Source organism: Chryseosolibacter indicum, from assembly GCF_018598585.1.
Lineage (GTDB): Bacteria > Bacteroidota > Bacteroidia > Cytophagales > Cyclobacteriaceae > Chryseosolibacter > Chryseosolibacter indicus.
Genome location: NZ_JAHESD010000043.1, coordinates 1 through 24,226 on the forward strand (window position 1 = coordinate 1; position 24,226 = coordinate 24,226).

Annotated in this window: 26 protein-coding genes; 14 read left to right on the forward strand and 12 right to left on the reverse strand. The window is 38.9% G+C overall.

Going from position 1 to position 24,226, the window contains the following annotated elements:
- The 3 genes from KK060_RS16620 to hemL all read left to right on the forward strand — a co-directional run.
- Positions 1-204, forward strand: a 204-nt coding sequence (locus KK060_RS16620; protein ID WP_496196144.1) for a GMP synthase (glutamine-hydrolyzing), incomplete at its 5' end; no start/stop codon positions are given.
- Between the two features lie 49 nt (positions 205-253).
- Positions 254-1,966, forward strand: a complete 1,713-nt coding sequence (locus KK060_RS16625) for an ABC transporter substrate-binding protein (RefSeq protein WP_254154897.1) — start codon at positions 254-256, stop codon at positions 1,964-1,966.
- Positions 1,967-1,969: 3 nt separating this feature from the next.
- A complete protein-coding gene (gene hemL, locus KK060_RS16630; protein ID WP_254154898.1) occupies positions 1,970-3,265 on the forward strand; it encodes a glutamate-1-semialdehyde 2,1-aminomutase in 1,296 nt (431 codons plus the stop codon).
- A gap of 25 nt (positions 3,266-3,290) precedes the next feature.
- Here the strand turns inward: hemL and KK060_RS16635 are convergent, their stop codons facing one another.
- The 8 genes from KK060_RS16635 to KK060_RS16670 all read right to left on the reverse strand — a co-directional run bounded on the left by KK060_RS16635 (position 3,291) and on the right by KK060_RS16670 (position 9,869).
- On the reverse strand, positions 3,291-4,952 hold the full coding sequence (locus KK060_RS16635) for a tetratricopeptide repeat protein (protein ID WP_254154899.1): 1,662 nt from the start codon (positions 4,950-4,952) through the stop codon (positions 3,291-3,293).
- Between the two features lie 95 nt (positions 4,953-5,047).
- Positions 5,048-5,986: a PstS family phosphate ABC transporter substrate-binding protein gene (locus KK060_RS16640; protein WP_254154900.1), complete on the reverse strand. Its 939-nt coding sequence runs from the start codon at positions 5,984-5,986 to the stop codon at positions 5,048-5,050.
- Positions 5,987-6,019: 33 nt separating this feature from the next.
- A complete protein-coding gene (locus KK060_RS16645) occupies positions 6,020-6,253 on the reverse strand; it encodes a hypothetical protein (protein ID WP_254154901.1) in 234 nt (77 codons plus the stop codon).
- 3 nt (positions 6,254-6,256) lie between these two features.
- Positions 6,257-7,054 carry an energy transducer TonB gene (locus KK060_RS16650; RefSeq protein WP_254154902.1) on the reverse strand — a complete coding sequence of 266 codons (798 nt, stop codon included), beginning with the start codon at positions 7,052-7,054 and terminating at the stop codon, positions 6,257-6,259.
- Positions 7,055-7,056: 2 nt separating this feature from the next.
- Positions 7,057-7,605 carry an ExbD/TolR family protein gene (locus tag KK060_RS16655; protein WP_254154903.1) on the reverse strand — a complete coding sequence of 183 codons (549 nt, stop codon included), beginning with the start codon at positions 7,603-7,605 and terminating at the stop codon, positions 7,057-7,059.
- 12 nt (positions 7,606-7,617) lie between these two features.
- A complete protein-coding gene (locus tag KK060_RS16660; RefSeq protein WP_254154904.1) occupies positions 7,618-8,223 on the reverse strand; it encodes an ExbD/TolR family protein in 606 nt (201 codons plus the stop codon).
- Between the two features lie 26 nt (positions 8,224-8,249).
- Positions 8,250-9,089: a MotA/TolQ/ExbB proton channel family protein gene (locus tag KK060_RS16665; RefSeq protein WP_254154905.1), complete on the reverse strand. Its 840-nt coding sequence runs from the start codon at positions 9,087-9,089 to the stop codon at positions 8,250-8,252.
- 150 nt (positions 9,090-9,239) lie between these two features.
- Positions 9,240-9,869: a DedA family protein gene (locus tag KK060_RS16670; RefSeq protein ID WP_254154906.1), complete on the reverse strand. Its 630-nt coding sequence runs from the start codon at positions 9,867-9,869 to the stop codon at positions 9,240-9,242.
- A gap of 440 nt (positions 9,870-10,309) precedes the next feature.
- Between KK060_RS16670 and KK060_RS16675 the strand changes: the two genes are divergently transcribed.
- The 3 genes from KK060_RS16675 to hutI all read left to right on the forward strand — a co-directional run bounded on the left by KK060_RS16675 (position 10,310) and on the right by hutI (position 14,981).
- Positions 10,310-12,295, forward strand: coding sequence for a PAS domain-containing protein (locus KK060_RS16675; RefSeq protein ID WP_254154907.1), 1,986 nt, complete (start codon positions 10,310-10,312; stop codon positions 12,293-12,295).
- A 350-nt stretch (positions 12,296-12,645) separates the two neighbouring features.
- Positions 12,646-13,716 carry a hypothetical protein gene (locus KK060_RS16680; RefSeq protein WP_254154908.1) on the forward strand — a complete coding sequence of 357 codons (1,071 nt, stop codon included), beginning with the start codon at positions 12,646-12,648 and terminating at the stop codon, positions 13,714-13,716.
- Positions 13,717-13,826: 110 nt separating this feature from the next.
- Complete coding sequence (hutI, locus tag KK060_RS16685; protein ID WP_254154909.1) at positions 13,827-14,981, forward strand: imidazolonepropionase; 1,155 nt, start codon at positions 13,827-13,829, stop codon at positions 14,979-14,981.
- A 4-nt stretch (positions 14,982-14,985) separates the two neighbouring features.
- Here the strand turns inward: hutI and KK060_RS16690 are convergent, their stop codons facing one another.
- On the reverse strand, positions 14,986-16,077 hold the full coding sequence (locus tag KK060_RS16690) for a hypothetical protein (protein ID WP_254154910.1): 1,092 nt from the start codon (positions 16,075-16,077) through the stop codon (positions 14,986-14,988).
- Positions 16,049-16,696 carry an ABC transporter ATP-binding protein gene (locus KK060_RS16695; RefSeq protein ID WP_254154911.1) on the reverse strand — a complete coding sequence of 216 codons (648 nt, stop codon included), beginning with the start codon at positions 16,694-16,696 and terminating at the stop codon, positions 16,049-16,051. The genes KK060_RS16690 and KK060_RS16695 overlap by 29 nt, the downstream gene beginning before the upstream one ends.
- A gap of 271 nt (positions 16,697-16,967) precedes the next feature.
- On the opposite strand from KK060_RS16695, the gene KK060_RS16700 reads away from it, so the two are divergent.
- From KK060_RS16700 to KK060_RS16715, 4 genes are all read left to right on the forward strand, one after another.
- On the forward strand, positions 16,968-17,543 hold the full coding sequence (locus KK060_RS16700; protein WP_254154912.1) for an LON peptidase substrate-binding domain-containing protein: 576 nt from the start codon (positions 16,968-16,970) through the stop codon (positions 17,541-17,543).
- Positions 17,544-17,743: 200 nt separating this feature from the next.
- Positions 17,744-18,319 (forward strand): T9SS type A sorting domain-containing protein, encoded by a 576-nt coding sequence (locus KK060_RS16705; protein WP_254154913.1) that lies wholly within the window; start codon positions 17,744-17,746, stop codon positions 18,317-18,319.
- Positions 18,320-18,621: 302 nt separating this feature from the next.
- Entirely contained in the window at positions 18,622-19,206 is a 585-nt protein-coding gene (locus KK060_RS16710; protein WP_254154914.1) for a T9SS type A sorting domain-containing protein, read from the forward strand.
- A gap of 114 nt (positions 19,207-19,320) precedes the next feature.
- Positions 19,321-20,205, forward strand: a complete 885-nt coding sequence (locus tag KK060_RS16715) for an SMP-30/gluconolactonase/LRE family protein (RefSeq protein WP_254154915.1) — start codon at positions 19,321-19,323, stop codon at positions 20,203-20,205.
- Between the two features lie 182 nt (positions 20,206-20,387).
- On the opposite strand, the gene gloA2 is transcribed toward KK060_RS16715, so the two are convergent.
- Positions 20,388-20,774: an SMU1112c/YaeR family gloxylase I-like metalloprotein gene (gloA2, locus tag KK060_RS16720; protein WP_254154916.1), complete on the reverse strand. Its 387-nt coding sequence runs from the start codon at positions 20,772-20,774 to the stop codon at positions 20,388-20,390.
- Between the two features lie 46 nt (positions 20,775-20,820).
- Here gloA2 and KK060_RS16725 point away from each other — a divergent pair, with 46 nt between their 5' ends.
- The 4 genes from KK060_RS16725 to KK060_RS16740 all read left to right on the forward strand — a co-directional run bounded on the left by KK060_RS16725 (position 20,821) and on the right by KK060_RS16740 (position 23,445).
- On the forward strand, positions 20,821-21,312 hold the full coding sequence (locus tag KK060_RS16725) for a DUF456 domain-containing protein (RefSeq protein ID WP_254154917.1): 492 nt from the start codon (positions 20,821-20,823) through the stop codon (positions 21,310-21,312).
- A gap of 75 nt (positions 21,313-21,387) precedes the next feature.
- On the forward strand, positions 21,388-22,245 hold the full coding sequence (locus tag KK060_RS16730; RefSeq protein WP_254154918.1) for a universal stress protein: 858 nt from the start codon (positions 21,388-21,390) through the stop codon (positions 22,243-22,245).
- A 49-nt stretch (positions 22,246-22,294) separates the two neighbouring features.
- Positions 22,295-23,098 carry a DnaJ domain-containing protein gene (locus KK060_RS25340; RefSeq protein ID WP_437124579.1) on the forward strand — a complete coding sequence of 268 codons (804 nt, stop codon included), beginning with the start codon at positions 22,295-22,297 and terminating at the stop codon, positions 23,096-23,098.
- Positions 23,095-23,445 (forward strand): translation initiation factor, encoded by a 351-nt coding sequence (locus KK060_RS16740; protein WP_254154919.1) that lies wholly within the window; start codon positions 23,095-23,097, stop codon positions 23,443-23,445. Before KK060_RS25340 ends, KK060_RS16740 begins: the two co-directional genes overlap by 4 nt.
- Here KK060_RS16740 and KK060_RS16745 read toward each other — a convergent pair.
- Positions 23,442-24,221 carry a LytR/AlgR family response regulator transcription factor gene (locus KK060_RS16745; RefSeq protein ID WP_254154920.1) on the reverse strand — a complete coding sequence of 260 codons (780 nt, stop codon included), beginning with the start codon at positions 24,219-24,221 and terminating at the stop codon, positions 23,442-23,444. The two genes, KK060_RS16740 and KK060_RS16745, sit on opposite strands and share 4 nt — an antisense overlap.
- Positions 24,222-24,226 lie beyond the last annotated feature (5 nt).

The window sequence follows — 24,226 nt, forward strand, 5'->3', positions numbered from 1 at the left end:
GTAATGGGTGATGAGAGAACTTATGAACGCGTTGTAAGCTTACGGGCAGTAACAAGTACCGATGGTATGACTGCTGATTGGGCTCATCTTCCTTACGATTTTCTAGCAGAAATCTCCAGCGACATAATAAACAAGGTAAAAGGAGTTAATCGAGTTGTTTACGACATAAGTTCAAAGCCTCCCGCTACAATAGAATGGGAATAATTTTTTGATATCTGTAAGGCTGTTTAATTGATGTGCAAATAAGAAACCGATGCGTAATTTACTTTTTGTTGTTCTGTTTAGTTCTTCTTTTACAGTATTAGCACAAACTGATTATAATAGACTTTATAGCAATGCGAAAGATCTTTATAAGCAAGGCAAGTATAATCTTGCAATGGAGAGCTTTAAACCATTGGTTATTTATGATCAGAATAATCCTTATTCTGAGTATGCATCATTCTACTATGCCGTTTCAGCCTATAATCAGGGATACAAAGCAGTAGCGAAGGATGCGTTCAATCAAATTAAAAAACAAAATAGCAGGTGGGATAAAATTAATGAAGTAAACTTTTGGCTTGCTAAAATTCACTTCGATAATGGAGACTACTTTCAGGGATTGAAAACGCTACAGGCTATTGAGGATAAAAAATTTGAAAAGGATATAAGTGCATTAAAAGCCCAGGCTGTTTCAAAGATAACAGACGTTGAGACCTTGCGCATGATGCAGGAAGAGTACGGGAAGGATGAGATTATAGGAAAACAGTTTGCTGAGGTTTTGGCTAAGAATGTAACAAGCGCAGAGGATAAGAAGCTGTTAGAGTCATTGATCAATAAGTATAATTTGAAACGTAGTGAGTACCTCCCGGAGGCGCCGAAAACATTTCATAAAGACCGTTACGCAGTGGCTGTCTTATTTCCTTTCAATGTTTCCTCTTTAGATCCTACACCTTCTAAAAAAAGGAACCAGATACTTCTTGATTATTACGAGGGAGTAAAACTTGCAGTTGATACCTTGAATCGTCAAGGTGTAAATATTAGTCTTCGGGCATATGATACGGAAAGAAACACAGATAGAATTAAGCGTCTGTTGGCTACTGACGAATTAAAAAACACTGATCTCATCTTTGGGCCTTTCTACCCAGAAGAAAATAAAATAGTTCAGGAATTCTCCATCGCTAATAGAGTTAATACTGTTCATCCTTTCTCTAACAGTACCGACATGATTGAGAATAATCCACATGCATACTTATTTCAACCTTCATCCGAAAATCTTGGAAGAAAGTCTGCGGAGTTTTTAGCAGGACGTACAAGAAGGAAGAGTTGTATGATATTTTATGGTGTAGGAAAGAAGGACTCTGTACTGGCGGCAAACTTTGCAGCCAAAGCTACGGAGAAGGGTCTAAGGGTAGTTCTTAAAAAGAAAGTTCCAAGGGAAGATGTAGGTAAAATCCTCGATATTCTGGCTACACCAACAGAGTTTGATGAATTTAAATATCCAACACAATTCACGCTAAAGAAGGATAGCATTGGCGGAATATATGTAGCTTCTGATGATGCATTGATTTACGCGAAGGTTGTCAGCAGTATTGAAACAAGGGGAGATTCAATAAGAGTAATAGGTTCAGAAAATTGGATTGATGATAATACAATTGATCTTGAAAAGTATCAGACGTTACACATTACACTTACAGCTCCTAATTTTGCTGATCCTTCAAAGCCTAAATACATTGATTTCTTCAACAAGTTTACCCGAAGGTATGGTAGAACGCCATCTGCATTTGCAAGAATGGGCTTCGAGTCTATGATGCTTTTTGGAAAACAGTTAAAAGAAAACGGAGTCTTCTTTCAGGAGGGATTATCCAAGTCAGGCAACATACCAGGTTATCTTACAGAAGGCTTTAATTATGAATACAGCCGTGATAATTCTTTGATACCTTTTATTTCATTTGATCAAGGGCGTTTTAAAGTTGTTGAGAAAAAATAATTAATGAAGAATATTTCAAGGAGTACTGCGCTATTTGAAAGAGCCAAGCAGTTTATACCAGGAGGAGTAAATTCTCCTGTTCGTGCTTTTAAGGCAGTAGGAGGTAATCCTCTTTTTATTAAAAAAGCGAAAGGTGCTTATCTCTACGATGAAGATGGCAATGAATATGTAGACTTAATCAACTCATGGGGACCTATGATCTTAGGGCATGCGTACCCTGCGGTAGAAGAAGCAGTGAGAGAGGCGCTGTCATGCTCTCCATCTTTCGGGGCACCTACAGCTCGCGAGGTAGAAATGGCTGAATTGATCTGTTCAATGATCCCTTCTGTTGAGAAAGTAAGAATGGTGAATTCGGGAACAGAAGCCACGATGTCTGCAATAAGGGTAGCGCGCGGTTTTACAGGTAGAGATAAGATTATTAAAATGGAAGGGTGCTATCATGGCCATGGTGATTCGTTTTTGATCTCAGCTGGTAGTGGTGCATTAACATTTGGCTATCCGGATAGTCCTGGTGTAACCAAAGGCACGGCACTTGATACATTGACGGTTCCTTTCAATGACTTAAATGCAGTAGAACTACTTGTTGAAAAGAATGCCGGACAGATCGCTGCCTTAATATTAGAACCCGTGGTTGGTAATATGGGATGCGTACCTCCGGCTGAAGGGTACCTGGAAGGTCTGCGTAAGATATGTTCAAAATCAGGCATTGTACTGATTTTTGACGAAGTAATGACTGGCTTCAGATTATCACAAGGAGGTGCCCAGCAATTATATAATGTAAAACCTGACCTTACAACATTAGGAAAAATCATAGGAGGCGGATTACCTGTTGGCGCTTACGGCGGAAAGCGGGAAATTATGGATTCAGTATCGCCAGCAGGACCAATATACCAGGCTGGCACATTATCAGGAAATCCAATGGCAATGGCAGCAGGGCTTGCAATGCTAAAGCATTTGAAAGATAATCCTGGCATTTATGATGCATTGAATGGCACAGCTAACTTCATTATTCAGGGATTGCAAAAGCAGATTAGCAAATACAGACTATCATGCTCAATCAATCATGTCGGTTCGATGTTCACATTGTTTTTTACTGACAAAAAGGTAATTGACTTTGCTTCTGCGAAAACCTCAGATACGGTGTTATTCGGGAAATATTTTCAGGCGATGTTAAGCAGGGGAGTTTACCTGGCGCCGTCTCAGTACGAGGCTTTGTTCTTGTCTGCAGCTATAGATAAGACAATTGCAGATAGAATCATTCAGGCAAGTAATGAATCATTGGAAGAGATAACAAAATAAAAAAAGGGCCGAAGCCCTTTTTATTTTATCGTCCTTTCTGTGCAGGAGCTGGTTTATTCAACTCTCTCATAAATTCTTTAGCACCACTATGTGCAGGGTCCAGTTGCAGAATCTTGTCGTAGTAAGATTTGGCCTGAACTACGTTTCCTTCTTTATGAATGGAATAAGCACCTAAATATTCATAAGCTTCAATAATGGATTTCTTGTTCTTTTCAGGGTCTTGCAATGCCTTTGACAGGAACGTGTCATACATAGGCTTAGCTAAACCAGTTGTCATTGTTGAATCTACGTTTGCTTTTGCTCTTGCTGCAAAAAGATATACAGGTAGCGGTGTTTTTTCACCTTGCATTTCAACAACCTTTGAGAAGGCTGAATCTGCAGCACTGAATTGATCGCTGAAATAATATGCTTGTCCAAGGTTCCAGTAGTCTTGTGCAGCCGGCTGATTCCTGATAGACATTAATTGCTTGGTTGTTTCCGCAGCTTCTACATATTTCTTTCTCTTCATGAAAGTAGTGGCTTGTAACTGCAGAACATCGAATTGAGCGGAATCAAGATCCAAGCTTTTAGCAAATGCATCGTTAGCCAAAGAATCCTCTTTCAAATCAACAAGCAACTTACCATAATAAGCATAGTCAGAGGCTTGTATTTCCTCAGGTTTAACCTTTTGAAAATATTGCTCTAATACAGGTCTTGCTTCATTTCCTTTACCTTGCTCAATTAATGAGTACGCATAGAACTTAAGTGCAGTAGGAGAGGCATTAGGCGAATTGATTACCTCCTTAAATATTTCATTGGCCTTATCATATCGCTTAGCCATGAAAAGGAAGAACGCATATTGATATCTCGCTTGTCCTGCATTTTCAGTAATAGGAAGATATTTTTCATATGCTTCAACAGCCTTGTCTGCTTGCTTGTTTAGGTAGTATGCCTCACCAAGTTCCTTATACGCAGGTGCATATTGAGGATCTGCCTGAACCGCCTTGTTCAGGTATTCCATTACCATGTCTGTATTTTTTGAGCGTTGGTATACTTTGGCAACTTTGTAAAAAGCTTTACCATTTTTAGGGTCGGCGCTTCCTGCGCGCTCGTAGCTGCTCACAGATTCACCACCGTTATTTTGCTTTAAGTAAGCATCTCCTAAAAGAATATGAACTTCAGGATCTGATCCATTAATAGTTTTGGCCTTATTAAGAAGGTTAATGGCATCAAGTATAAACTTTGTGTCAGCCATATATCCTTCAGCAACTGCTTTTAGAACATTAGCATCTTTTGATTTGCTTACTGATAAGGCTTTGTCAAAATGTAATTTTGCTTCAGTAGCGTTTTTATCCAGCAGCTTCACATGACCCTTTCCAGCATGGTTAAGGCCATCTTTTTCATTCATGCTTATACCTTTTTCAAAAGCCTGTAGTGCTTTTTCTTTGTTTCCTGTGCGTAAATAACCAAGGCCCAGGTAGTATTGGTTTGAGGAACTTTTATCTGCAAGCTTTTCAAGTTCACTAATTCCTTTTGAGGGTTGTTCAATATCAATAAGGCGCAATGCGCTTCTTACTTCCGGACTTTGCGCGAATGTGAATGTCGAGATCGCAATAAATGCGAATGCTAACATAATTCTCGAAAAACCATTCGGCTTATCGAATAGTCCTGAAGTTTTAAATTTTTCAGGGCTCACTGAGTTTTTCATAAGCTTTACTTCTTGATTTTTACTTTACTTTTCTTTCCTGCGCGTTAAAATAACGTGCCTAAGCTACAATTTATATATTACTTATTCCAGCGGTCTTATTTCTCAATTTCAAATGGCTTCGGATTAACTTCAATAATTCTTACAGGCATCGTTTTCGGAACCAGTCCTGTTTTAAGAATTATCCTTTGCCCCCGTTCACTTGCGAGAAAAGAAGAGAATCCTGTCCCTAATCCTGTTCTTGTTTCCCGGTTTATAACAGTTATCGTTCTCATTAGCGGATAATGTTTTAGCGCCATATATGCCTGATAGGGCTGAAAATGTGTACTGTCTCCGGAAACCCCTACAACTTTTACCTTCTTCAAAAATGTATTTGTTGTAGGATCATCACTGATCCATTCAACGCCTATTAAACCGAGTGCATTCGGGTTTTTGCTTACATAGTCTACTACAGCTTCATTATTTTCTACTGCATAACAATTGGCAGGTAGTTTATCTACTTTAGCAATTGAGTCTTTTAAGTATCGAACCAAACCAGATTTCGGGTTGTCAAAAACAATCTCTATGCCAGCATTCGTGCGGCTACCCAATTGATTCCAGTTGCTAACAGTACCACTCAAAATCTGTTTTAATTGCGCCATGCTAATTAAAGTATCTTTTCTCTCGGGATTAACAATAATAGCGGCACCGCTCAACGCGATATCAACTTCATCGGGTGTAATTCTTTTTTCCTTAAAATAAGCTCTTTCCTCTGGCACTAAATGCCGGGTAACAATAGCGAGTCTAACACTGTCTTTCATCAACTCTTCCATAGCCTCAATTTCCGGCAAATAGAGAACTTCAACTTTTGCTTTAGTGTAGATGCTGTTGAAGGTTTCTACTTCTGTCTCTATTAAAGGTCGTAAAGACTCATCAGCAGATATCTTGATAGAACCGGTAGTGGGGGTATCGAGAAGCCGTCCATTCTTATCTGTATCCCGGCATGAGATAAAAAACAGAAATAGAATAACTGCATACAGATAACGTATGTTCTTCATAACAAACATTTAAATTTAAATTTCCGGCCTTACTTATTCCGGATTAGAGAAATATTTTCGATACAGTTTATAGCCTCTGTAGAGTCCGTAAAGGATAAGAAGAGTGCCTATGACTTTGGCGTACGTTTCGGGAACATTACGTATCTCCTGGGCTTTAAAAATAATGGTTGTACCGATAACAACGTACAGTACAACCATTATTGCTCCGAAGCTCTTGGCTATTAGGTCTGACGCTGATAGCTTCCGTTCTTCGTTATTTTCTTCCAAAATCTAGTTCAGTTTAAATCTGATTGGTAATACGAATCTTACAAATACAGGCTTACCATTTTGCTTACCTGCTTTCCAGGGAGGCATCATGTTTACAACGCGTTCTGCTTCTTTATCGCAATCTGCGCTAATACCACGGATGGTCTTTACTTCGCTGATTGCACCGTCTTTACCTACAACAAATTGTACATAAACAGTACCATCAACGCCCATACGTCTCGCACTAGCTGGGTAGCGCATATTTTTACGAATAAAGTTCATCATCGCTTCGTAACCACCTTGGAACTCTGGCTGCTGTTCTACCACTGTAAAGATCTGGTTGTCATCTTCCTGAACAACAACTTCCTGAACAGGCTCTTCGAACACCACTTCTGTAGGACCTTCTACTTCTACAGCTGCAACCTCGTTTTGTTTGATCTCTTCAATTGTTGGTACTTCCTCAACCACTTCCTCTTTTACCACTTTAGGTGGAACGAATTTGATCACCTTCTGCAGCTTAGGAAGCTGAACTTGTGGTGGAGGTGGTTTCGGCTTATCAATTGGAGGCGGTGCCGACAATTCAGTGTACACCAATTTCTTGGGAGGTGCTTTCTCTATAACCTCCTCAGGTTTCAGCATGGAATATATAGCGGGGCCATAAACCAGAAGTGTAAGAATAACTAGTGTAATCACTACTCCCTTAAACACATTCGTACCGTAAATCTTTCTTAATACATAAGCACCATAAGATTGATTACGGCCCTCAAATACTATGTCATCCCAACGCTGAGCTACTGCCACATTGCTTTCTGCCGTTTTCATAGTTATTTAGTTTGAGTTTCAGTAGTTACGTCTTCTAAATTTCCGGAGATAATAGCTTTATCATCCGGAGTAAAATCCACAATAGCGTAACGCTTAGTAGCGGTTATCTCCATCTCATCAAGAATGTCAACCATGTTGTTATACCTGGATTCATCTTGAGGCTTGATGAGCACCATTAACTTTGGATTTTCTCTGTTTCTATCTAGTAACAATTTTCTAATGCCATCCTTAGAGTAGTTTGTTACCTCTGCGGGAGGAGTTAGGCCTGTCCAGTAATAGATTTTATCCTTGTCACCAAGCACAATATTGAGAATGTCATTCTCATTGATTTTGGTTTGCTCGGTTTCATCTTTTACTTTATCGGGCATAGTAACCTCCATGGTCTTAGGCTTGTTGAAGGTTGACGTAAGAATAAAAAAGGTCAATAACAAGAAGGCCAAGTCCACCATGGGAGTCATATCTACTTTGGTAGACTGTTTCTTCGCACGAACCTTGCCGCCACCTTTTTTACCACGTCCTCCGCCACCACCGCCTTGATTTACTTCTGCCATAGTTTTATTTGTTTAAGCTCCAGCTTCGTTTTCTAAATTCGTGATAAGATTGAACCTTAGAATCTTGCGATCAATAAGTGTTTCAACTACCTGCTTAATAATTTTATAGTTAGAATCGCGGTCGCCTTTAATCGCAATTCTGATCTTACTAGGATTGGTCAATCGACCAAACACAACCCAGTCTGCCAGTTCATTATTAACAGAGTCAGCAGGAATTCCAGGTTGCTGAACGCGATCCCTTTCATCAGGAGCCATATCAAGGTATTGTGGTAACGCCCTTACAGGTATACCAAAACCAGACATTACTGCAAATGAATTTAATTGCTCTTCAGTGAAGCTAACACCATGTTTAGCTCCCATATCCTGTAACATCTTTTTGCGGTTGCCTTGGTTATCCATATCAAAGAATACTCTGCCGTCTTTTGCTACCGAAATAATGATACGGTCTCTGTCCGGAAGAATAATTTCTGATTCAGATTTTGGCATGTCAACAGCTACAGGTTCTACTGGAGCAAATGCAGCTGTTAGCATAAAGAATGTTACAAGTAAGAAGGCAAGATCCACCATCGGCGTCATGTCAATGGATGGAGAGCTTCTATGTACTTTAACTTTCGCCATTTTTAATGTTTATATACTAGTTAGTATTAGTGACTTACAACTTTAACGCCTTGTGACGCTGAGAAATTCTGGATAATGCTATAGCTTGCTTCGTCTATACCATAAGTCAATGAATCGATCTTGCTGGTAAAGAAGTTATAAAGAATGATCGCTAACGCAGAAGTTCCGATACCCAACGCAGTGTTGATAAGCGCTTCAGAAATACCGTTAGAAAGAGCAACCGCATCAGGAGCACCAGAAGTAGCAATCGCTCTAAACGCCGCGATCATACCTGTTACCGTTCCAAGAAGCCCCATCAACGTTGCAACCGAAGCAATGGTAGCTATAATTACAAGGTTTCTCTCAAGCATTGGCATTTCAAGCTGAGTCGTTTCTTCTATGTCTTTCTGAACTAATAACACTTTTTTCTCAGGTTCGAGTTCAGTGTTTTTAGATAATTCGCTGTACTTCAAAAGGCCAGCCTTTACAACATTAGCGACTGAACCTCTTTGTCTGTCACATTCTGCAATAGCTTGGCTGATGTTATTGGTAGCAAGTAATGATCTGATCTTGTTTACAAACTTACTAACACTTCCTTTACCAGTAGCGCTACTTAAAGTGATAAGACGCTCGATACCGAAAGTGATTGTCATAATCAAAAGAGCGATAAGCACAGCCACAACAACACGGCCTTTATAAATTACACCCAACCAGCTTCTCCATCCTTCTGAAATGGGGTGACCTGATGGATCTCCTCCTTCAAAGTTTTGAGGATCACCCAATACGTAAAAATAAATAAGGAATGCGATTACAATTTCTAAAGGAATAACAATTGCCGCGAACGTTGTCTTCAGACTATCCCCCAGTGAACTAGAATTTTTTGCCATGATTAATTAGATTTTAGGTTTATAGTTATGTTAAGTTTTAAATTGTTAAAAAAGCGAGCGGTAAAATCCTGTTTTTATGTAAAACGGCCAAATTAAATAGGTAATTTTTTGTACAATTCATATTATAAACAACCAACGCTTCAAATTCCCCTACTCCTTTGCCAATAATTTTCTGTTTTTTAAATACGTCATTATAACTGGTATAGCAGAGATTAAAACCATCCCTATTACTATGAACTCCAGATATTCTGTTATGCCAGGGAACAATCGTCCGAGAAAGTGACCCGCCAATACCATCGTTACTATCCAAATTGACGCTCCTAAGAAATTGAAAACTACAAACTTTGGAAAGTCAATTTTTACCATCCCCGCTAAAATTGTGACGAATGTCCTAACAACCGGTAGGAATCTGCCCAGTATAAACGCCATCATTCCATGTTTCAGATAAAAGGCTTGCGTTAAATCAAGATACTTTTTCTTAAAGAATATACTGTCTTTCTTATTAGCAAGGTATGCTCCTGCCCAGCGGCCTGTAAGATAACCAACTGTAGATCCTGACACAGCGGCTATGATTAACAGTACAATCATTAACCCAACATGCATGTCTAAATATTCTGTATCACTCAATAAGCCAGCCACAAACAGCAGTGAGTCGCCAGGTAAGAAAAAGCCAAAAAACACTCCGGTTTCCGCAAAAATGATCAACAACAGCAGGCCAAGTCCGCCATATTGTATAATGTTCTCGGGGTTTATGGATTCAAGTAATACTAATATGTTCAAGAATTGGGATTTAAAAATCAATGTATCTATCATACTTCGTTAAATATTGCTGGAATCTGTTCCCAACACCTTGATATCAAAATTTTTATAAGTAAGATGCAGGGAAATTATATTTTCCATAAAGAACCTAAAGAAAAATTCTACTTTCTCTATTTGCCTATTTCCAAGCATAAAAAGTCGGCAAGGTAGCCTAAAATTGGAATTTCAGATATTAAGAAATTAAAAATTTTCCCTTAAAATGTAATTATACAAGTACATCTAACATGAAAATGTAATTTATTAAGTGCTGCATAAAAACTTTATTCCCGCTTTTAAGCAAACGCTCTTTTACCCACTCAAAATTCTATTAAAACCAATTTGATCTTACGTCTATAACGCAATCGGAAGCAATTGTTGTAATTTCGATCGATTAATTATTCCAGATATTCGAGTTAAACCCCATGAAGCTCTCTAAATCTCTTCGCTACTCTCTGTTCTTCGCTGCAATAGGCATTGTAACTTCTTCTGTTATAATTTATGTACAGCAGAGAATTAAGAATACCTATGAGGCTAATCTTCCTTTCGTAGCGTTAGGGGATCACATCAAAAGCAGGGCAACCACAGCTTATTTAAAATTTGAAGAACTTATAGAAGGTGATAAATCCGTCGTTTATAAAGAGCATGTGCAGGATCAACTTATAGCAAGTAGAGATTTACTGCAACACGCTTATGATGGAAAAGAGACGGTCTTGGGTAAATTCACTAAAAGTGACGACGAAGAAACGCGCGCCTTATTAAAGGAGTCGGCAATTGATTTTGAAAATCTTCTCATAGCAACTAATACCCGGTGGGAGAAAAAGCAACAGTTAATCGGAAACGATTCACTCCTTAAAATTAAGGACGAGGCAGATGAGAAATATGAGATGCTTTACAGCAAAAGCCAAGCTGACATCGACAGGCTTGCACATCACATCAGCAATAATACTAACGCTGATAGGAGAAATCTCTCCATACTGTCGTGGACTTCCTTTTTGCTATTAATTACAGGTTTTGGGTTTCTGTGTTTCATTATTTACAGGCTTCAGTTTAAATCTGATGCCGTAATGGAGCAGAATGCAGCTCAACTTTCAGAAGAAAGTAACAGAGTATCTAAGCTCTCCGATTTTATTGAGGCCGTCTCTGCTGGTAATTATAATATAGAGCTCAAGGCTGATGATGAAAATGATAATCTTACTTCCATGCTCATTAAGATGCGTGATAAGTTAAGATCAAATGCAGAAGATGACAGAAAAAGAAATTGGACAACAACCGGGTTGGCACAGATAGGTGAGTTGCTCCGTGCAAACACTTCTTCATCATCAGAACTATATGATAATATCATTCGGTTCGTTGTTAAATATACAAAGAGCAATCAGGGTGGACTATTCATCCTTAATAATGAAAATGAAAACGACCAGTTTCTTGAACTGGTAGCTTGTTACGCATTTGAAAGAAAAAAATATTTAACAAGAAAGGTTACAATAGGAGATGGGCTGGTAGGCCAGTGCTATCTTGAAGGAGAACGTATTTATCTTCTCGAAGTACCTCAGGAGTATGTTTCAATTACTTCAGGGCTGGGCGGTTCTAATCCTAACGCATTACTCATTGTGCCTATGAAGGTGAACGATCGGATATATGGCGTTATTGAACTTGCTTCATTTAACAAGTATGCTGAGTATGAGATTGAATTGGTTGAGAAGTTGGCGGAAAGTATAGCTTCAACTATCTCTAATGTTCGTATAAATGAGACTACCCGTATACTGTTAGAAAAAACACAACAACAGTCAGAAGAGATGAAGTCTCAGGAGGAGGAAATCCGCCAGAACATGGAAGAGCTTGAAGCGACACAGGAGGAGATGCGGCGCAAGCAAACAGTTCTTGAAAGGGAGCTTGAGCAATCACGCGAGCAGGGTCAAATCCTTCGTGATCAGGAAAGGCAACTGATGGAATCGCAGGATACGCTACAGGCAATCGTAGATAATTTGCCTCGTGCCATCTACTGGAAAGATAAAGAATTGCGCTACGTAGGTTGCAATAAGGTGTTTGCAGCTCTTGCTGGAGTAAAATCCTATCGGGATGTAATTGGTAAAACAGATTACGAAATGGCTTGGGGTGCAACAGGAGATGCTTACCGAAAAGATGATTTGGAGGTAATGAATACCAGGAAACCTAAGCTTGATGAAGAACACATGCTTACAGATAGTAATGGAGCGGAATCATGGCTAAGAACAAGTAAAATACCTGTAATCAATGAGCAAGGCGAAGTAGTAGCCGTTCTTGGAATGGTAGAAGATGTTACCGAACAGAAACGCAAAGACGCCGATCTCTATAAAAGACTACATCAAAGCGAAGATGCCCAAAAAGAGCTTCAGGCATTAAAAGAGCTATTGCAAACCAGGAAAATATAGTCTCAATCTTCTATAGGCAAAGTCAAAAACAAAGTATCAGCAATCAAATTTACAAATAGCTTGGTTAGGGTAGACTTAGGTAGGATATACTGACAGTATAGGTAGGATACAGCTACGATGGAGCTAGAGTCAGGTTCGTTTACGCTGTCGGAAATTTTGTCAGTTTTATGCGATCTTTATACTACCTTCTTTTTAGCCTGTTTGATGCCTTAAGCTTAACAAGCCGTAACGAAGACCATAAGTTGACAAAGTTATGTCAGTAATTACATCTGTGGTAGGTTGGCGGCTAAACGCGATAATTTTACACATATATTTATTACTTTTACGAATTACTGCTACCTCCGCTAGCTATGAAAACTAACTTTTTAATCTTATTAGCTGCGTCTTTGACGGCTTCCGTTACTCTTTTTGCGCAGGAACGTAAAGATAAAGCTGCAGTTACCTATGAAGAGCTTTATGACGAACCTTATTCGGTAAATAAGCTTTTTGTTGCCTTTCAGCCTTTATACGGAGAGCTATTCGTAGCCAACGTCAATGCAGGCTTTGGATTTGAGGCAAGCTACTATCACAAAGATAAAGCTGATTTCAGAGCACATTTCCGCAAGACTTATAGCAGACAGTTTTTCGACCTTTCCCGCGATTTGGCAATGAACAATAGTTCTGTTGATAACAGGGCCGAGGTATTCAACTACTTTGAAATAGGTGGCACTTACCATATTAAAGACTTCGAAGAAAGCTCTAAAACAAAGATGTTCCTTTATAAGAAGAGTTATAGAGGAGACCGTTGGGCTTCGCGCGTTCCGCTTAGCGCTGAAGTTCCCTGTAAGGTAAGAAAGATCTACGGGGCGCGTCTTGGGGGCATCCTTTGGGATAGTTCTACAGACCTCAACCGTGCAATGGAAGAACAAAGCGTTGGATATGACAAGCTTAAATCAGGAGATGCATCTTTACCGGCACAGGAGTTTAATAAAAATGGTGAGCTAAAGGATGTAAATGTATTTACAAACATTTCTTCAAAGGGCCTTTATATCGGAGGGTCCCTATCATGGATCAAAAATGTCGCAGTAAACTTCGATAAGTTCGAAGAAGGTATTGATGATCTGATGTTTACTACCTACTTCGATATTTTATTTTCTCCCTCTATTCATGTTGATGATGTCGTTTACACTCCTAAGGATATAACAGGCAGCCCTATTATTACTTCTACAGCTATCTATTCTGTAGATGCCATAAAAACAAAAAGTATTGGTTTTAGAGCTGGTATTGAAGGAAAGTTTAACCGTACTTTGAGCTGGTCTTATGGCGGAGAGATCGGTTATCGTCCCGGCATTGAAGGCAGAACCTTCTTTGCACTGCTTAAAATCAGTTTCCCTGTTTATGGTACTAACCTTGATTACAAGGTTGAGTCATTCGGTAAATAAAACATCAGGCTTTTAGCGCATTGGAGTCGTGCTGTAATCTTTTAATCAAAAACATTAAAGGCTTAGTACAGGCCAGAGACAATGTTGTGAGTAAAGTTTGCGGTGTAGAAATGGCAGACTTGCCAGTACTGGAAAATGCCTATGTAAAAATCTCTGCCGATCGAATTGTAGATTATGGGTCTATGAGCAATCTGGCACACCATGTAGCTGATGAGATCATAGATGCCACAGATCGCTTTGTCTTCCCTTCATTTGTTGATTCTCATACTCATCTTGTTTTCGCAGCAAGTCGGGAAGAGGAGTTTGTCATGAAAATAAAGGGGGCTACCTATCAGGATATAGCCTCCAAAGGAGGTGGAATTCTTAATTCTGCTAAAAAACTGCAAGGCTTATCAGAAGATGAATTGTTTGAAAGGTCTTTACCCAGGGCAAAAGAAATCATCAGCACGGGCACAGGAGTCGTTGAAATTAAAAGTGGCTATGGACTTACAGTAGACAGCGAACTGAAAATGCTCCGTGTAGCAAAAAGAATAGGACAGGAAACGGGCCTGGAAGTAAGAACAACACTGCTTGGAGCTCATGCTGTACCTCCGGGAATGAAAAAAGACGATTATGTTGCATTGATCATCAATGAGATGATACCCGCAGCAGCCTCCGGAAATCTGGCTGATTACATCGATGTATTCTGTGAACAAGGATTTTTTACTCCTGAAGAAACAGAACAAATTGTAATACGCGGAAAGCAATACCGCATGAAACCTAGGATCCATGCCAATCAACTCCATCGTTCAGGAGGAGTTCAGGTTGGCGTGAAAACAGGTGCGTTAAGTGTAGATCACCTTGAAAATATTGGTGAAGACGAAATTGCGCTTTTAAAAAACAGTAATACAATGCCAACTGCCTTGCCTGCAGCTGCATTCTTTCTAGGGTTGCCATTTCCTCCCGCAAGAGCAATGATGGATCAGGGCTTGCCTGTTGCCATTGCTTCTGATTTTAATCCAGGTAGTTCACCAACTGGTAACATGCCATTAATAGCGTCCCTAGCATGCATCAAGATGAAAATGACTCCGCAGGAAGCATTTAATGCCTGCACGATCAATACCGCCTATACCCTCGAGTTGCAATCGTCTTTCGGCTCTATTACAAAAGGAAAGATTGCAAGTCTGTTTATAACTAAGCCCATTCCTTCCATCGAATACATTCCATACGCTTTTGGTAGCAACGTAATCGATAAAGTCATTCTTAAAGGAAAAGTTCTTTCCTGATACCTCAGGTATATCGATATAGGCAATTCCTGTATATAAGTGCCGCTATTGCGGAATTAATCCCGATCATGAAATAGAGTTGTGTACCGGATAATATCATTATAATCCAACTAACAGTAAGGGCAAATACAAGTCTGATTTGATTCTCACCCGAAGCAATGGGAAGAAACATGAGTACGTATACACAAATCACCATGCTCAATCCAAGAAGTATTATCCCGAGAATATAAATCTTCTCTAGTACATCTGGAGAATTTTTAAAAAGGATGATGATCTCTGGTACAAGAAACAATAAGAGAATCAATGATGTATTGAGTAGTCTCTTACTGTAGGAAAACGGCAGATTTTTAGTCCACATCAGCATATTGTTTTCAAATTTAAAAAGCGCAAGTACCAGTCCATTATTACAGCTAAACGCTAGCGCGGCTGCAAAGGCCATTAACCGCCAATCGTAGATGTCTGTTTTATATAAATACGATCCGGTTATTAAGAAGAAGTAACCAGCAAGCTTGGTTGTAAACAGGCTTAGCGTCTCGCTTCTGAGCAAGGCTTCCACGCATATAATTGTATAGGGTCTCGCCAACCTCTTATCCATAAGCTTTTTGAAAAAAGAACTTTGTAATTCTCTTTTCTTTGCAATGAAGGAATGCTGTAAAAGAGCAACGCCGGCCACTACCAGTAGTGCCAGTAAAAGCAAGACAAATGCAACAAAGGTTACCTTACCTGTCTGAATAGCGATAACACATAAGAATAAGCCGTAGAAAATGGCAGGCATTAGTTGGAGGATGATACATAAAGCAAAAACGAAAACTCTCTTAACCCCAGGGAAGAGAATTGTACATTCCAGAAATTGATTTTCTATACGGAGTATAGTCACCTGATTGAAGTATATAATCTTGAGTAAGTATAATGCCCACACTGAAAACGGAATGAGTAACGTAAGCAATGTTGAAACGAAGAAGCCTGCCAGCGCCTGATGTTCAGCACCACCCATAAAGCCAAAAGCAAACAGAATAACAAGCAGGAAAAAGCCCGCATTCTGCATGTAGAATTCTTTGATAAATACTTTATTGAATATGTTTACCAGCGCGTTCAAAACGAAGGGTTTGGTTTTCTATTCTATAAACTGCAGTTAAATCTAAATTGTTTTGACTAAGGTCCTGGTGTGATGATATAATAAACATGATCCCTCTAGACGTAGCCTCTTGAATTGTTTCTGCTAATACTTTAGCAGCGTCAACATCTAGGGTAATAAGTGGTTCATCGAGTAGAATAACCTTGGGTGTTCCAAGAAAAGCCATCACAAGTGAGAGCTTTTTGAGCATACCACTTGAAAAGGTGTCAACAGGGGTTTCAAAATAAGAAGTAACACCAAACTTTTCGACATAATAGTTTTGCTGGGCTCGTGTACTGCCTTTTGCGTCACCAACAAAACGTATTAAATCTTTTGCAGTAAGAAAGCCGGGATATAAAGGCTCTGCTTCAGCATAGTTTACTACCCTTCGGTAAGCAACACCATGCTTCTTCAGATTAAGGTTGTCACAAAATATGTCGCCGTCAAACGGAATTATGCCGGCTACGGCTTTAAATAGGGTCGACTTTCCTGATCCATTTTCACCTTTTACCCAATAAATTCCTTTTTCGAAGCTAACGTGTTCAATAGCGAGCACTTGTCTCCCTCCATAGCTCTTTGAGAATTGCTGAAGTCTTAACATGCTGGTACCTGTAATTACTGCTTTCTACCTTTTTTATTTGACGCCGAGCAATTCCAATAATTACAGAAGACTACATCTGTATGGTGTGTAATAATGCGAGAAGGCAGCCGTGAGGATAATTATATCTAAAAAGGTTCAAAATGCTTTTTTTGAACAGGGATTATACCACTATTATAAAAGGTAACAAAAAATGAAAGCGGGTTCTCACCTAATAATGCTTCAGCGTATTAACTTTTGCGTTTCTTTATTGTTATACCCCAAAACTACGCTTATGCTTATTCCCATGTTTCCGCTTTCCCTGCTTCCGCTGCCAGGTGAGCTAATACCGTTACACATCTTTGAACCGAGGTATAAACAATTACTCCAGGATGCAGAATCAACAGATATTAACTTTGGTATTTATTGTACGCACGAGTTAAATAAAGAGAAAGTTGGGGGATTAATGAAGCTGGAAAGTGTGATAAAGAGGTATAATTCAGGCGAAAGCGATATTGTTGTGCGCTGTATCGACATCTTTAGTATGGATAAGTTGTTGAGAAACTACAAATCCAAACAATACCCGGGAGGTGAAGTTGAGCTTTGGAACGTAAACAAAGATGAATTACCTGATATAGCACTTTACGACCTTTTCATAGAGTATCAGCATAAGCGAAACATTAAGAATCATAACAGCCTATTTTCATTATATCAGATAGCTGCGGAGCTAAACCTCGATCTTTTTGATAGATATAGTTTTCTGAACTTACCTGTTGAGAAGAAATTAGGTTTCCTGATTAAGCAATTGAAATTTCAGCTCTTTGTTATCAATCAATACGATAAGAGTAAAGATTTTTTCCATTTGAATTAAAAAATTTTTATTTGCTGAAACCTCAACTTTAAAAAACGCTTCTGCGAAAAGGTCCGGCTTCTCCTGAGAAAAATTCTATAAAGAGCTGTTTTTACAACTTGTTTAAGGATCGTTAACATTGAGGTTAAAATAAATTAATAACGTTTTTGAAACATTCAAACGATTTCGACGTGTAAGAGCTATATAAAACAATAGCTCCAATGAACAAATTTCTCGCAACGCTTTTAGTGATTACTATCGCAACAGTTTCAGTAAATGCAAAGATCGATGAGCCAAAGTCTGGAACAGGTGTGGCAGTAATGAAATCAGGGTCAACCTTTAAATTATTTTACAAGGCTGAAAGAACAAACAATGTAAGAGTGACGATTTACGATGCTAACAGAAAAGCTGTATTTGCAGAAACACTTCGCCAGGTAAGCAATTTCATGCGCCCTTACAATTTCTCAAGCCTCACCGAAGGAGATTACACCATAGAAGTTGTAGATGACAATGGAAAAAGCATAGAAAACGTAGAATATTACAACGGTAAAATAAATCGTTACGCAAATGTTGTTCGCCTCGCAGGAAGTATGGATAAGTATATTCTTTCGATTGCAAACAAAGGGAACAACGAAATCACTGTGAAGATCTTCGCTGAAGGTAATAACCTTATCTACAAAGGGGTTGAAAATATCAACGGTGACTTTGCTAAGATTTACAAACTTGGTAACGCCAATGGTAATATAGTATTTGAAGTCTCAGATCAGAACGGAATTTTAAAATCATTTACTTACTAAGAATTTCATTCGCTAATTCGTATTCATTACAACTAAAGATTTCAAAAGCCATATCGTAGGATATGGCTTTTTTGTTTTTGTAAAGGTGTTATAAAGCCACTAGTGCAAACGTTAGAAGCAAAAGTTTTGTCTCCGAAACCGTTTCAAGCTTCTCTTTCTTTCTTTTTTCAAGCAAAAACTGCAGCTACAATTCTGCAAACGTTATTTCTAATAAAAGATATTGTTTCATTACAAGTTTTAATCTTCTATTGATGGGTCGCGTACATTTGTATTGTAAACAGAAACAAAAAACAAATACAATTATGAAATTCAAATCTCTGATCATCGCAGCGCTTGTAATGGTAGTGAGCTCAGCTGTAGCATTTGCAGGTGAGGATGAGCCTAAGAAAACCGGTCTTGCCGTATTCCCAGTTAAAGGAACTGAAGTATTTAAGTTAGTTTATAAGGGAGAAACTACTGGCAAGGTGAAACTGAACATTTACAATGCTTCAGGTGCTTTGATTTTAACAGAGGTGATTAATGGAGTAGATGGTTTTATCTGCCCTCTTAATTTCACAGGTCTTGCAAATGGTGAATATACTGTTGAAGTAATAGATGCTCTTGGTAAAAAAGCTGAAAAAGTTGTTTACCAACCTAAAAGAAGCATCAAACATATTCACGTAAGCAAGATGAACAATGAAGCAGGTAAGTTCCTTGTTGCTATCGCTAACACTGGTAGTGATGTTATCAACTTGAAAATCTATGATAACAACAACAACCTGGTTTACTCTGAAAGCAAAGAAATCTCTGGTGACTTTGCACAACTTTACAAACTGGCTAACGTTTCACCTTCATATACGTTTGAAGTAACAGATAAGACTGGTTATACAAAGTCGATTAAATTCTAAGATACTAAAGATAGTTTGGGTAAGTAGTTTAAAAAGCCTTCCTGCTAGCAGGGGGCTTTTTTCGTTTTATTTGATTTAAATGTTTGCTATCATTGATAATATTTAACTATCACAATGAAGCCAGGCATCTTAATACTTTTAAACATCATTGTGTGTGTTTCATGCACACAACGTAATGATGAGTCTCTCTTCAAATCTGAAGATCTAACAGCTGAAAACATTTTTACCAACAATATAGAAGGCCCTGCTTTTGATAAAGCTGGTAACCTTTATGTTGTCAACTATCAGAAAGATGGCACAATCGGGTTGGTTAAGCCTGATGGAGAAGTTCAATTATTCGTTACTTTGCCTGAAGGTAGCACAGCTAATAGCATTCAATTTAATAGTGATGGCGATATGTTTCTCGCCGACTTCTCAGGACATAACGTATTGAAGATTGATATGAAGAGTAGAGAGATTACAACCTTTGTTCATAACGATGCCTTCAATCAACCAAATGATCTTACAATAAATAAGAAAGACCAGCTTTTTGCTTCTGATCCTAATTGGAAGGAGAGTACGGGTAAGATATGGCGAGTAGATCCTGATGGATCTTCAGTATTACTTGCCGACAGCATGGGAACGACCAATGGTATTACATTAAGTCCTGATGAGAAAACGCTGTATGTAAATGAGAGTGTTCAAAGAAAGATCTGGGCTTTTGATGTTGATGACGATGGCAATATTTCTAATAAGAGATTGTTTGCAGAATTCAACGATTTTGGATTTGATGGAATGAAGTGCGATAAGCAAGGCAACCTCTATGCTACTCGTTATGGAAAGGGGACAATTGCAGTTTTGTCACCTAAAGGTGAAGTAATTCGTGAAGTAGAACTCAAGGGTAAAAGTTGTAGCAATCTTGTCTTCGGGGGAAAAGATGGAAAGACTGTATTTGTTACTCTTCAGGATAGGAAGGGCATGGAGAAGTTTACTAATGATATTCCAGGTAAAGGATATTAGTAGTTTATCAGCCCTTGTACAATCAGTCTTAAGAAAAGTACCGTAACAGCGAGAAATAAAAATAGTCGTAGGTAGTACTATACTTTTCTTTAGACCTTGTCATACATTTTTAATGTAAAGGTTTTTCAGGGATAGGCCTGTACTTTTTTGTGCGTTAATATTTATCAAAATTCTTACATCTCTTAGTCCTCGTAAAGTTCAAGGGGCAGGTTATCCGGATCACTGAAAAAAGTAAACCGCTTTCCTGTGTACTCATCTACCCGTACGGGTTCGGTCTCTATTTTATTTTGCTTAAGTAAGCTTATGGCAGAATCTATATCAGTCACGCGAAACGCCAGGTGGCGTAACCCTCTTGCTTCTGGTCTTGATACGCGGGCAGGTGGGCTAGGAAAAGAAAAAAGTTCTATAACATACTGATTTCCTACTGCCAGATCTAACTTCCATGAGTTTCTTTCTTCACGATAATGTTCTGCAAGAATGGTTAGGCCCAGAATCTCCGTATAGAAGTGTTTACTGCGTGTATAGTCTGAGCAGATAATTGCAACGTGGTGTATACCTTTTAAAAGCATCTTAAATCAGATAAAAGTTTATATTTAACTTATTGAAACAATACTTATGGATGTACTGTGGATTGCCCTGGGTGTCATTCTAATGTTAGCTGGTATTGCCGGCTGTATTCTTCCGCTTCTTCCAGGCCCTCCGCTCTGCTATTTAGCATTGTTACTGCAGCAATTAAAAGAAGACTCCCCTTATAATTCAAAATTCCTATGGATTTGGGCAGGTATTACCGTAGTAGTCACAGTGCTTGATTACGTAGTACCGGTTTACGGAACAAAACGTTACGGAGGCTCAAAATATGGAATCTGGGGATGCACCATAGGATTGGTCGTAGGCTTATTTCTCGGGCCGATTGGAATTATTCTCGGGCCATTTATTGGAGCAATGGTAGGTGAACTTATTGCCAATTCCGATTCCGAAAAAGCTTTAAAGGCTGCATTGGGTTCTTTTGTTGGCTTTCTTGTAGGAATTTTATTAAAGCTGATTGTGTGTTTTGTAATGATATATTACTTCATCATATCGTTCTGGAACAGCGATATCGGCTATTGAGCTGACTTTTATCATTTTAATTTAGCGGCTAAATAGTTACTTTTACCATACGTATATAAACCACATTTAGCATACATGAAAAAAATACTAGTACCTACTGACTTTTCTAAGTCAGCCCAGAATGCCATAGATGTTGCATCAGATATAGCAAAAAAAGGAAGTGCAGAAGTTATTTTGCTTCACGTAGTGGAGGAGGCAGCTGGTAGTTCTTTTAATATCGAGGGTGAAGTGGATATATCAGGTAACTGGGAAGACAAGCTCTTCACAATGAAGCTTATAGAGCGCGGAAAGAAACAACTTGCCAAAGTTGCTGAAGAGCTAAAGCAAGCTGGGGCAAAGGTTCGTACAGAATTACGCTTAGGTACTCCGTTTCATGGTATGAGAACTATAATAACGGATTATAAAGTAGATCTCGTAGTTATGGGAACAGCAGGCCACTCGAAGTTGGAGGAAATGATCATAGGTACCAATACCGAGAAAGTGGTGCGCCATGCGCAATGCCCCGTTCTTACAGTTCACAAAAAGCCCGCAAAAACAGAATTTAAGAATATCGTCTATGCTACTTCTATGAGCAAAGATGAAGAGGTCTTCAGTAAAATAATAAGACGTACACAGACGTTGTATAATTCAACTGTTCACCTGGTAAGAGTAAACACACCGGGTAACTTCCAGCGCGATGCCGTTGTAAAAAAGTACATGCAGGATTTTGCTAAGAAGCTTAGACTTGAAAACTATACGATTAACGTTTTTAACGATCTTAGTGAAGAAGAAGGTATCATTTACTTTGCAGATAGCATAGATGCTGATCTGATAGGTATGGCTACGCATGGCCGGACAGGGTTTGCACACGTGCTCGCAGGAAGTATCGCGGAAGATGTAGTTTCCCATGCTAAAAGACCTGTGCTTACTTATGTAACGAAGAGCAGAAGTTAACTAAGGAAATTCTATAAATTGAGAGCCCCTTATTGGGGCTTTTTTTATCATGAAGGATTACTATGCAATTTTAGGAGTTCACAAGCAGGCAAGTGAAGTCGAAATAAAAAGAGCTTTTCGAAGATTGGCTGTACAATTCCATCCTGATAAAAATCCTGATCCTTCAGCTGAGCAGCAGTTCAAAGAAATAAATGAAGCTTATGAAGTACTAAGCGATTCCACCGCAAAAGCTCTGTATGATGCAAGGATGTCTGATCCATTTGCCGGAAGCATACCTATGCAACCGCGGCCTCCCGCTCATCGCGATCCTGCCTATCGGAAAAGAAGGCCGAATTATAAGGTTAAGACTGAACGCGAAAGAATGTTTGAGTTAATGGCAGCGTACTTACCTCTCGCCAATAAAGTGGTTTATATTACGTTTGCCTTGTGTTTGGTTCTTGTTGTTGATTTTATACTTCCTCCGCGCGAGCTCATTGCCACGATTATAGAAGCAGATTCAGAAAAGGCATTTAATGGAAGAAATACGGAGGCGTGGTGGCTTATTAAAACAAATAGGGGGGAAGAAGTGAGAATACCGTATCAGTATGCTAATCATTTCGAAGCGGGTAGTGCGGTTTATATTGTTAACTCGTTGATCCTTCACGTTCCTTTCCGGGTGGCAAGTGCAACCAAACAAATAGGAATAACCAAATCAATTTACGGTACTTTCAGCTTTGCACCGCTTTCACTGCTGGCTACTTCATGTTTTGGTATACTCCATAGAAAACGGATTGACTATGGATTTAATGCAGGAGTGATTAGCTTTATGCTCTTAATATTAACTGGTGTTATTTACACAATGATACATTTATGAGTAAGAAAAACGATTGGAAAAAAAGAGAAGGCGTTGTTTACTCTACAGATTCAAGTTTTCAGTTTGAGTATCAGTCGTCTGGGGAAAATATGACACTTCCGCCGAAGCAACAAAAGCTTAAGGTTTCGCTTGATAAAAGCGGGAGGGCAGGCAAGCAAGTAACACTCATTAGTGGTTTTATTGGAACAACACAGGACCTTGAAGCCTTGACAAAAATGCTTAAATCAAAGTGTGGCGTCGGCGGTTCATCCAAAGATGGTGAAATTCTTATTCAAGGTGATGTGCGTGACAAAGCAGTTGATATTCTGACAAAAGAGGGATATCAGGCTAAGCGTGTAGGCGGCTAAGTTTTACGCACGCCATCAAACCATTCTTTAAAATCGTTTACTTTTTCCCTGCTTACAATAATTTCTTTGTCGAATTCCTGCTGTAAGATTATTTTTAATCTGCTGTTAGAATAAACAATTACGTCCTTTACTGCATTAATATTAACGATAAAGGTTCTGTTGAGCCGAAAGAAAACAGCAGGGTCAAGAATATCCTCAAGTGCTTCGAGCGTATAGTCAATAATAAATTTTTTGTTTTGAGTTGTTAATAGAAACGCATCTCTACCTTCGGCATAAAGTAAACTGATATTTTCCGCAGTAATAGAACGGATATGTTCTCCTAATTTTACCATGAACCTGGTCTTATAGTCTTTGGTTTTTAAGCTGGAAAATGCGTGTTGAATTTTCTGGCTTTGGTCCTGGCCAGGTTGAAGTTGTTCCCGAAGCGTCTCCAACTTTTGTAAACTGGCAGAAAGATCAGTAAATGTGATGGGCTTTAATAAATAATCGATGCTGTTTACTTTAAAAGCATCGAGGGCAAACTCATTAAACGCTGTAGTGAATATTACTGGTTTCTTCACCTTTACCTGCTGAAAAACCTGAAAGCTTAAACCATCAATAAGTTGAATGTCCATGAAGATCAAATCAATCAGTTCCTGATTTATCTGCAGCCACTCAACAGTGCTTCTCACGGAATCTAATCTTGCAAGCACCTTTGTATTAGCATCATATTTAAGCAGATAGCGTTCTAATTTCTCTGCAGCTGGTGCCTCGTCTTCAACTATAATTACCTTCATCTGGG

What these genes read in the sequence shown, in the direction of transcription:
- hutI (WP_254154909.1), top strand. Translation starts at nt 13,827, where the DNA reads ATGGCAGACTTGCCAGTACTGGAAAATGCCTATGTAAAAATCTCTGCC.
- KK060_RS16640 (WP_254154900.1), bottom strand. Translation starts at nt 5,986, where the DNA reads ATGAAGAACATACGTTATCTGTATGCAGTTATTCTATTTCTGTTTTTT.
- KK060_RS16680 (WP_254154908.1), top strand. Translation starts at nt 12,646, where the DNA reads ATGAAAACTAACTTTTTAATCTTATTAGCTGCGTCTTTGACGGCTTCC.
- gloA2 (WP_254154916.1), bottom strand. Translation starts at nt 20,774, where the DNA reads ATGCTTTTAAAAGGTATACACCACGTTGCAATTATCTGCTCAGACTAT.
- KK060_RS16675 (WP_254154907.1), top strand. Translation starts at nt 10,310, where the DNA reads ATGAAGCTCTCTAAATCTCTTCGCTACTCTCTGTTCTTCGCTGCAATA.
- KK060_RS16650 (WP_254154902.1), bottom strand. Translation starts at nt 7,054, where the DNA reads ATGAAAACGGCAGAAAGCAATGTGGCAGTAGCTCAGCGTTGGGATGAC.
- KK060_RS16745 (WP_254154920.1), bottom strand. Translation starts at nt 24,221, where the DNA reads ATGAAGGTAATTATAGTTGAAGACGAGGCACCAGCTGCAGAGAAATTA.
- KK060_RS16710 (WP_254154914.1), top strand. Translation starts at nt 18,622, where the DNA reads ATGAAATTCAAATCTCTGATCATCGCAGCGCTTGTAATGGTAGTGAGC.
- KK060_RS16700 (WP_254154912.1), top strand. Translation starts at nt 16,968, where the DNA reads ATGCTTATTCCCATGTTTCCGCTTTCCCTGCTTCCGCTGCCAGGTGAG.
- KK060_RS16625 (WP_254154897.1), top strand. Translation starts at nt 254, where the DNA reads ATGCGTAATTTACTTTTTGTTGTTCTGTTTAGTTCTTCTTTTACAGTA.
- hemL (WP_254154898.1), top strand. Translation starts at nt 1,970, where the DNA reads ATGAAGAATATTTCAAGGAGTACTGCGCTATTTGAAAGAGCCAAGCAG.
- KK060_RS16740 (WP_254154919.1), top strand. Translation starts at nt 23,095, where the DNA reads ATGAGTAAGAAAAACGATTGGAAAAAAAGAGAAGGCGTTGTTTACTCT.
- KK060_RS16660 (WP_254154904.1), bottom strand. Translation starts at nt 8,223, where the DNA reads ATGGCGAAAGTTAAAGTACATAGAAGCTCTCCATCCATTGACATGACG.
- KK060_RS16705 (WP_254154913.1), top strand. Translation starts at nt 17,744, where the DNA reads ATGAACAAATTTCTCGCAACGCTTTTAGTGATTACTATCGCAACAGTT.
- KK060_RS16725 (WP_254154917.1), top strand. Translation starts at nt 20,821, where the DNA reads ATGGATGTACTGTGGATTGCCCTGGGTGTCATTCTAATGTTAGCTGGT.
- KK060_RS16665 (WP_254154905.1), bottom strand. Translation starts at nt 9,089, where the DNA reads ATGGCAAAAAATTCTAGTTCACTGGGGGATAGTCTGAAGACAACGTTC.
- KK060_RS16715 (WP_254154915.1), top strand. Translation starts at nt 19,321, where the DNA reads ATGAAGCCAGGCATCTTAATACTTTTAAACATCATTGTGTGTGTTTCA.
- KK060_RS16730 (WP_254154918.1), top strand. Translation starts at nt 21,388, where the DNA reads ATGAAAAAAATACTAGTACCTACTGACTTTTCTAAGTCAGCCCAGAAT.
- KK060_RS16695 (WP_254154911.1), bottom strand. Translation starts at nt 16,696, where the DNA reads ATGTTAAGACTTCAGCAATTCTCAAAGAGCTATGGAGGGAGACAAGTG.
- KK060_RS16635 (WP_254154899.1), bottom strand. Translation starts at nt 4,952, where the DNA reads ATGAAAAACTCAGTGAGCCCTGAAAAATTTAAAACTTCAGGACTATTC.
- KK060_RS25340 (WP_437124579.1), top strand. Translation starts at nt 22,295, where the DNA reads ATGAAGGATTACTATGCAATTTTAGGAGTTCACAAGCAGGCAAGTGAA.
- KK060_RS16655 (WP_254154903.1), bottom strand. Translation starts at nt 7,605, where the DNA reads ATGGCAGAAGTAAATCAAGGCGGTGGTGGCGGAGGACGTGGTAAAAAA.